This is a genomic window from Metabacillus sp. 22489, from assembly GCF_052044855.1.
GTDB classification, from domain to species: domain Bacteria; phylum Bacillota; class Bacilli; order Bacillales; family Bacillaceae; genus Metabacillus; species Metabacillus niabensis.
The window spans coordinates 1-6,164 of sequence record NZ_JBQENT010000086.1; the positions used below are offsets into that span (position 1 = coordinate 1).

Annotated in this window: 6 protein-coding genes; 2 read left to right on the forward strand and 4 right to left on the reverse strand. The window is 32.7% G+C overall.

Annotation, left to right across the window (positions count from 1 at the left end):
* Nucleotides 1-125: 125 nt before the first annotated feature.
* Genes ACTJJ9_RS25725 through ACTJJ9_RS25735 form a run of 3 tightly spaced genes read right to left on the reverse strand, consistent with a single transcriptional unit; the run spans nucleotide 126 to nucleotide 1,397 of the window.
* Nucleotides 126-563, reverse strand: a complete 438-nt coding sequence (locus ACTJJ9_RS25725) for an EVE domain-containing protein (protein WP_145580384.1) — start codon at nucleotides 561-563, stop codon at nucleotides 126-128.
* 5 nt (nucleotides 564-568) lie between these two features.
* On the reverse strand, nucleotides 569-958 hold the full coding sequence (locus ACTJJ9_RS25730; protein WP_145580382.1) for a rhodanese-like domain-containing protein: 390 nt from the start codon (nucleotides 956-958) through the stop codon (nucleotides 569-571).
* Between the two features lie 19 nt (nucleotides 959-977).
* Complete coding sequence (locus tag ACTJJ9_RS25735; protein ID WP_095303592.1) at nucleotides 978-1,397, reverse strand: MarR family winged helix-turn-helix transcriptional regulator; 420 nt, start codon at nucleotides 1,395-1,397, stop codon at nucleotides 978-980.
* A gap of 356 nt (nucleotides 1,398-1,753) precedes the next feature.
* Between ACTJJ9_RS25735 and ACTJJ9_RS25740 the strand changes: the two genes are divergently transcribed.
* Nucleotides 1,754-2,659 (forward strand): aminoglycoside phosphotransferase family protein, encoded by a 906-nt coding sequence (locus tag ACTJJ9_RS25740; protein WP_145580380.1) that lies wholly within the window; start codon nucleotides 1,754-1,756, stop codon nucleotides 2,657-2,659.
* A gap of 139 nt (nucleotides 2,660-2,798) precedes the next feature.
* On the opposite strand, the gene ACTJJ9_RS25745 is transcribed toward ACTJJ9_RS25740, so the two are convergent.
* Nucleotides 2,799-3,275, reverse strand: a complete 477-nt coding sequence (locus ACTJJ9_RS25745) for a GNAT family N-acetyltransferase (RefSeq protein WP_095303590.1) — start codon at nucleotides 3,273-3,275, stop codon at nucleotides 2,799-2,801.
* Between the two features lie 758 nt (nucleotides 3,276-4,033).
* On the opposite strand from ACTJJ9_RS25745, the gene ACTJJ9_RS25750 reads away from it, so the two are divergent.
* The gene (locus ACTJJ9_RS25750) at nucleotides 4,034-5,947 is read left to right on the forward strand and encodes a hypothetical protein (protein WP_440768996.1); all 1,914 of its coding nucleotides are present in this window, start codon (nucleotides 4,034-4,036) and stop codon (nucleotides 5,945-5,947) included.
* The last annotated feature ends 217 nt before the right edge of the window (nucleotides 5,948-6,164 follow it).

Below are 6,164 nucleotides of genomic sequence, written 5' to 3' on the forward strand. Positions count from 1 at the left end.
TAAAGTGAAAAAGTCTATAAAGAAAGGCGACTATCCGTCCAAAAAATGAACGGATAGTCGCCTTTTTCGTTTACGATCTTGAAATAAAATTAAAAAACGTAAGTTTTTCAGTGGCCTCGAATGTTCTAATCTCCTTTTTTATTAACCATTTTTTCTGCTATTAGGTTAAAATCTTTTTCGCTTATCTCTATATGACCATATCGAAAGGGATAACCCCAGTGTTTTGCACTTTTAATAAATGACAGTTTGGAAATTAGTGGCTTAATGGGTGTTTCAATGCTAGGAATAAAATCAATATTTCTTCGGTAAGGTACAAAATTATTCCCTATATTCACCTGATAAACATCCTCATCAATAATTTTTCCAATAGCAGTAAATTTTTGATGAGGAGCACTTTCTCTGAAATTAACCTTAGGAGAGTAATAAATAATCCAATCACCCGTGCTCATTTTTCTTAAAGGCGCATGTTTGCCATGACAAAGCTGAGCAAATCCACCTTGAACTGCATTTAAAACATGATCACGTGAAGCAACACCAATCCAAAACCGTTTTTTATTCTGCATGAGAGTTAGCATCCACAGTTATCAGATGGATTAACATTTAGAGAATTCGAGACAGGAAAATCCATCTCTTTCCAAGCGGCTATTCCACCAGTCAACTCTTTTACTTTATAGCCACGTTCTAACAAAAAAGCTGCTACCTTAGCTGCTGTGTTACACCAGACATCCCAACAGTATACAATAATTTCCTTATCTTTCGGGATTTCATGTAAGCGTTCTTGTAGCTCTTGTTGAGGAATAATATAAGCATCCTTAATTGTTAAACTTCTTACATGCTCAGGACCGTTTCTTACATCAATTAAAAAGTATCTTTCTGGTTCGACTTGTGCCAATCTTAAATAATCCATAGGACTAACGGTTGCTTCCAAACGTGCATTAAAATAATCAAGTGCATTCATAAATAGGTTTCCTCCAGTTTTAAAGTGTACACCAAATTTTCACAAGAAACTCCTTCAGTAATTGTTTTTCGTGATTGCTTAAAGGGGTAAGTACTTCTAATTCCGTTTCAATTAGAAATTCCCAACGTGAATCTAATACTTGAGTCCCTTTTGATGTTATTAAAAGACTATAGGATCTTCTGTCATTTGGATTCCTTGTTCTCTCTACAAATCCTAAAGCTTCTAGGTGATCAATATGGCTTACCATAGTCGTCCGATCAATTTGTAGATTTTCGGAAATATCCTTTTGTGAAGAATAAGGGTTTCCGCTAATAAATAAAAGGACTCCATATTGTCTAGCATTAATCTTATAAGGAGCTAGTCCCTCAGCAAACTTAGCTTCCATTTGCTGAAGAACTTTTCCAAGTAAAAATCCATAAGATTGATTCCATTTTTCCAAATAAATAATCACCTCGGTATATAATCAGTTAAGTATATAATCAGTCTAACTGATTAATTTTTAGAATTCAAGTACTTATTCAATTTCAGTATTGAAATACAGTATCTTTAATTGCAGGAGTTTCCTTAAATTGGAGTTTTTATATTGTAGTATTCCTGTAGTAATAGAAGTGTGAAAGGACAACTTTGTGAATAAATGTATTTAAACTATCGGGTGCGATACTTCATTAAAAAGGTATCGCATTTCTTATTGAGCTAAAGGTGCAGGTTAGTGAAAGAAGGAAATCTAGTTTTCCTATAGAAATATAAACGCTTAGTTTATAAATTGTTAAAAAATTTATTAACAGGGGTGAGTGTGTGAATAAAACACTAATAAAACAGATTCCTTTAATAAGTAATTGTAAAGAAGTGATTGAAATTAAAAAGGGGTTTTCCGCAGATGAAAAATTTCTAATACATATGCAAGACGGTAACAATAAACTACTACTGCGGATGTTTCATTTAGAAGAGTTGGAATTAAAGAAGACCGAATACTCGATTTTGGAAAGGATGCAGGATTATCAAGTTACTTGTTCACAGCCCCTTTCAATTGGTGTGGTAGGAAATCGAGGGTATTTGCTCACATCATACATAGAGGGGAAGGATGCCGAGGATGAAATCTCAAAATACTCGGAGCAAGACCAATTTACTATTGGGATTGAGGCGGGAAAAGAACTAAGAAAGATGCATCAATTATCTGCTCCAGAACATATTTCTTCATGGTATTCAAGGAAAGTTGAAAAGCATAAAAAATATATAGATGCTTACTTAGCAAGCGAGGTAAAGGTTAAAAATGACGAGAAAATAATGAAATTTATTGATGAGAATATCCACCTCATGAAACAACGCCCAAACTTATTTCAACACGATGATTTTACCCTTGGAAACATTATTGTGAATAATAAAAAGTTTGCTGGAGTAATAGATTTTAACAGGTATGATTGGGGAGATCCTATTCATGAGTTTCTAAAGATTGGAATTTTCACCAGAGAAGTAAGTATTCCTTTTTCAAAAGGACAAATTAAAGGTTATTTTAATAATAAAGAACCTGAAGAACATTTTTGGAGATTGTATTCACTTTACCTCGCAATGTGCGTTTTCTCAACGGTTATATGGACGTTAAACACGATTCCAACTAACATGAATGAGATGTTAGATAAAGTTTATATGTTTTTAGAAGATCATGATTACTTCAGCAGAATAAAACCTAAGTGGTATCTATAGAATGTATGTTTATTTAAAGTAACTGGTGGTATGATTCGATTAGCGTTTTTTAACATGGTTAGATAAAGTCGATCTCCACATATGGAAATCGGCTTTTTCATAGTTTCTAATGATAATTGATTTAAAGGACTTCTTATGGTTATTTCAAATCTTTTAAATACCACGCATCCATAGCTGAATGGTCAGAACCTGATATTGGTTCATTTAAAAGGGTAAATCCAAATTTTTCATATAAGATACATGCAGTCTTTAATTCATGCCTTGTTTCTAAGTAACACTTTGCATAATGTTTAGAGGCAAATGACAAAGCCGTTTCCATTAGCTTCTTACCAAATCCTAAACCTTGTGTTGTTGTACTTAAGTACAACTTTTGCAATTCGCAAATTTTATCATGTTCGTTAAAGGGGGCTATACCAATTCCACCAACAACCTCTCCTTCCATTTCTACTACCCAATAGTTCGCATGTTTTAAATTACTATAATATTGGTGAAGATCGTTAAGTTGAGGGTCATAATAAGCTGTCCCAGGAATCGCTAACCCAAGTGATTTTAAAGATTCTTGGATAATTTCTTTTATTTCTGCATTGTCTTCTTTTTTTATTTCTCGAATAATCATATACTATCTCCTTAAATAAGGTCTTAATAAAAGATTGTGAAAAACTCTTGAAAATAACATCTCTAAAATGCTGACTTAGTCAACATTTTAAAAGATACAGATATGTTAATGGTAAATGTGGACTAAGTCAACTAAGGAAAAGCACTGGTGTAAGGACATACTGAACAAAACACAAGTTGTAACGAGTTCTCTTCAAGGGTACAAAAGTGAAAAAACAGTCAATATCGAAGAATTTTAGCACCGACACTTTTAAAATCTCTCATAAAAAGTCGCCAATTGTAATCCGCTATTTCTCGTACTTTTCTAATAGATTACATAGACCTTAAAGTATACAATTATATAAATTATAGTAGACACTATTGCAATTATTGATTTTACTAATGGTTTTTCCTTAAGTATTATTGAACCAATTCCTAACATAGCTCCGCCAAGTGATACCATAACTGGTAAGACTATATTGCCAAAAAGTACGATTTTAGCTTATATTTCCAACACCCATCAACAGAACTCGTTAATGGATTTAAAAGTCTTCGTCAACACTCGGATGGCGTATCTAAGGTGTTTGCAGATGCGAATAAGAATTTTTCTAAATATCATTTCTACTTACTATAAAAAGACCTCTGTTATTTTAACAAAAGACACCGAATTTTTAATTTATTACTCAAAATAATATAACTATAATCAAATGGAGGATGAATGGTTCAATTAAAGGTTAATGTTGAAGTATGATTTTCTGTATGAGGGGATGAGGGGATTTTATGAAGATAAAAAATTGGGATGATATAAAGGAAAGTTCTTTTGCCATTGAATTTAAGGAAGACAAATACATTCGTTCAATATCGCATAACGATGACCCATATAAGATGAATTGGGTAGAAGGAACACAACTTTGGGGAACGATTAAAGCACCGAAAGGAATCGATACAACAGTAATTCGCAGTTTAACTGAACGTAACACGTTAAAAGAGGTTTACAAGTTTACAAATAATACAGAGTTTGATATTTTTTCGAAGCAAGGGGATACGTCAATATACACAACTTTTAATGATGATTATGATTCAGCAGATATTTGTACTGTGAATAAATGTCATGCTCATATATGGTGTGGTGGAGAAGTAAGTTATGTTATGGGGTTGAGAATGGGAGGGGAAGCCCCTCATTTAGGATTAATCTTAACAAAAGGAAGCTTAATTTCATATAGTGTTGAGCGTGATTTATCATTAATCAGTAATGATCGTGGAGACTTTTTATTACATGTAGCTCCGTTTCAATTAGCACCTGGAGAATCTTATATCATTGAATGGGAACTATTTTGGCATAAAGGAAAAAAAGACTTTTATAATATCCTTCTAACTTATCCCAACTATATACACATACAAGCTGAAAATTACACTGTATTTGAACATGAAGAAATCAATATAGATATAACTTTCCATAAAAATCTAATAAACCATGAAGTTTACATTTCTAGAGACGGAAAGCCAATTGAATTTAAGAAAGAAAAAAATAGGTTGAAAATTAGAGAAGATAATTTGCTCCCTGGAGAGTATTGCTATTCTGTAAGAATAGGTGGAGTTACAACGGAAGCAAAGATTCTTGTTCTCCCTGATATAAAAAAACTTACACAAAGTAGAGCTGAATTTATTGTAAATAAGCAACAGTACCATAAAAGTAATAGCCATCTAGATGGTGCCTACCTAATCTATGATAATGAAGATCATCAAATATATTACTCTCACTATCATGATCATAACGGGGGCAGAGAAAGATTTGGAATGGGAGTATTACTTGCTCGTTTTCTAAGAAACAATGAAAATGTGCAAATGGAAGAAAGCTTAAAAAAGTATATCAATTACATCAAAAGAGAGCTTTACGATGAAGAGACAGGTATGGTATTTAACGACATAAAAAGAAATAACGATATTCATCGGTTATATAATTATTCTTGGTTGGCTGTCCTATTTAAGGAGTTATATCTTACATGGAAGAGCGAAGAATTTTTAAGGGACATGTCTAAAGTATTATTGGCATACTATAAGCAAGGTGGAGCTAATTTTTATCCGATTGAGATGCCAATGTTTGAAATGCTTACCTTATTAGAAGAAGCCAAATTAAACACTGAAAGACAGAAAATTTTTAGTTACTTTAAAGAGCATGTGAATACTATAAATCGTTATGGTATTCGTTATCCCAAATCAGAAGTGAACTTTGAACAGAGCATTGTAGCTCCTGCTGCAAATCTTTTACTAGAAATGTATAAATTAACGGATGATCATAAGTTTCTTAATGAAGCAAAAAAACATGTGGAAATATTAGAACTTTTCAACGGTCTTCAACCAGACTATCACCTTTATGAAACAGCAATAAGGCATTGGGATGGATACTGGTTTGGGAAAAATAGATTGTATGGTGACACTTTTCCACATTATTGGAGTGCTTATACGGGACGTGTCTATCAAAATTTAGCTGAAATAACTAACGATCGTGAATACTATAAAAAAGCAGAGGCTTCTCTACGAGGTGTATTAAATCTATTTTCACCAGATGGAAGTGCGTCGTGTGCAAAAATTACCCCATATACAGTGAATGGAATAAAAGGTGGGTTCTATGATCCATGGTCCAATGATCAAGATTGGGGCCTATATTTCATGTTTGACTATGTTGATTATTAGATAACAACTCCTTTAGAGGGGAAATTTTCAATCACAAGTTTATTAGAAATTGTACGAAAGTTGAATTAGAACCAAGAAAAAGGATTGGGGAATACCAATCCTTTCAGACTGTAGACAAACTCGATAAAATCGAGTTTGCATACAGTCTTTTTTTATTTAAAATATTTATTAATAGATATTTTAGAGGTGATGGATAATGATGACAAGAAACAATAAT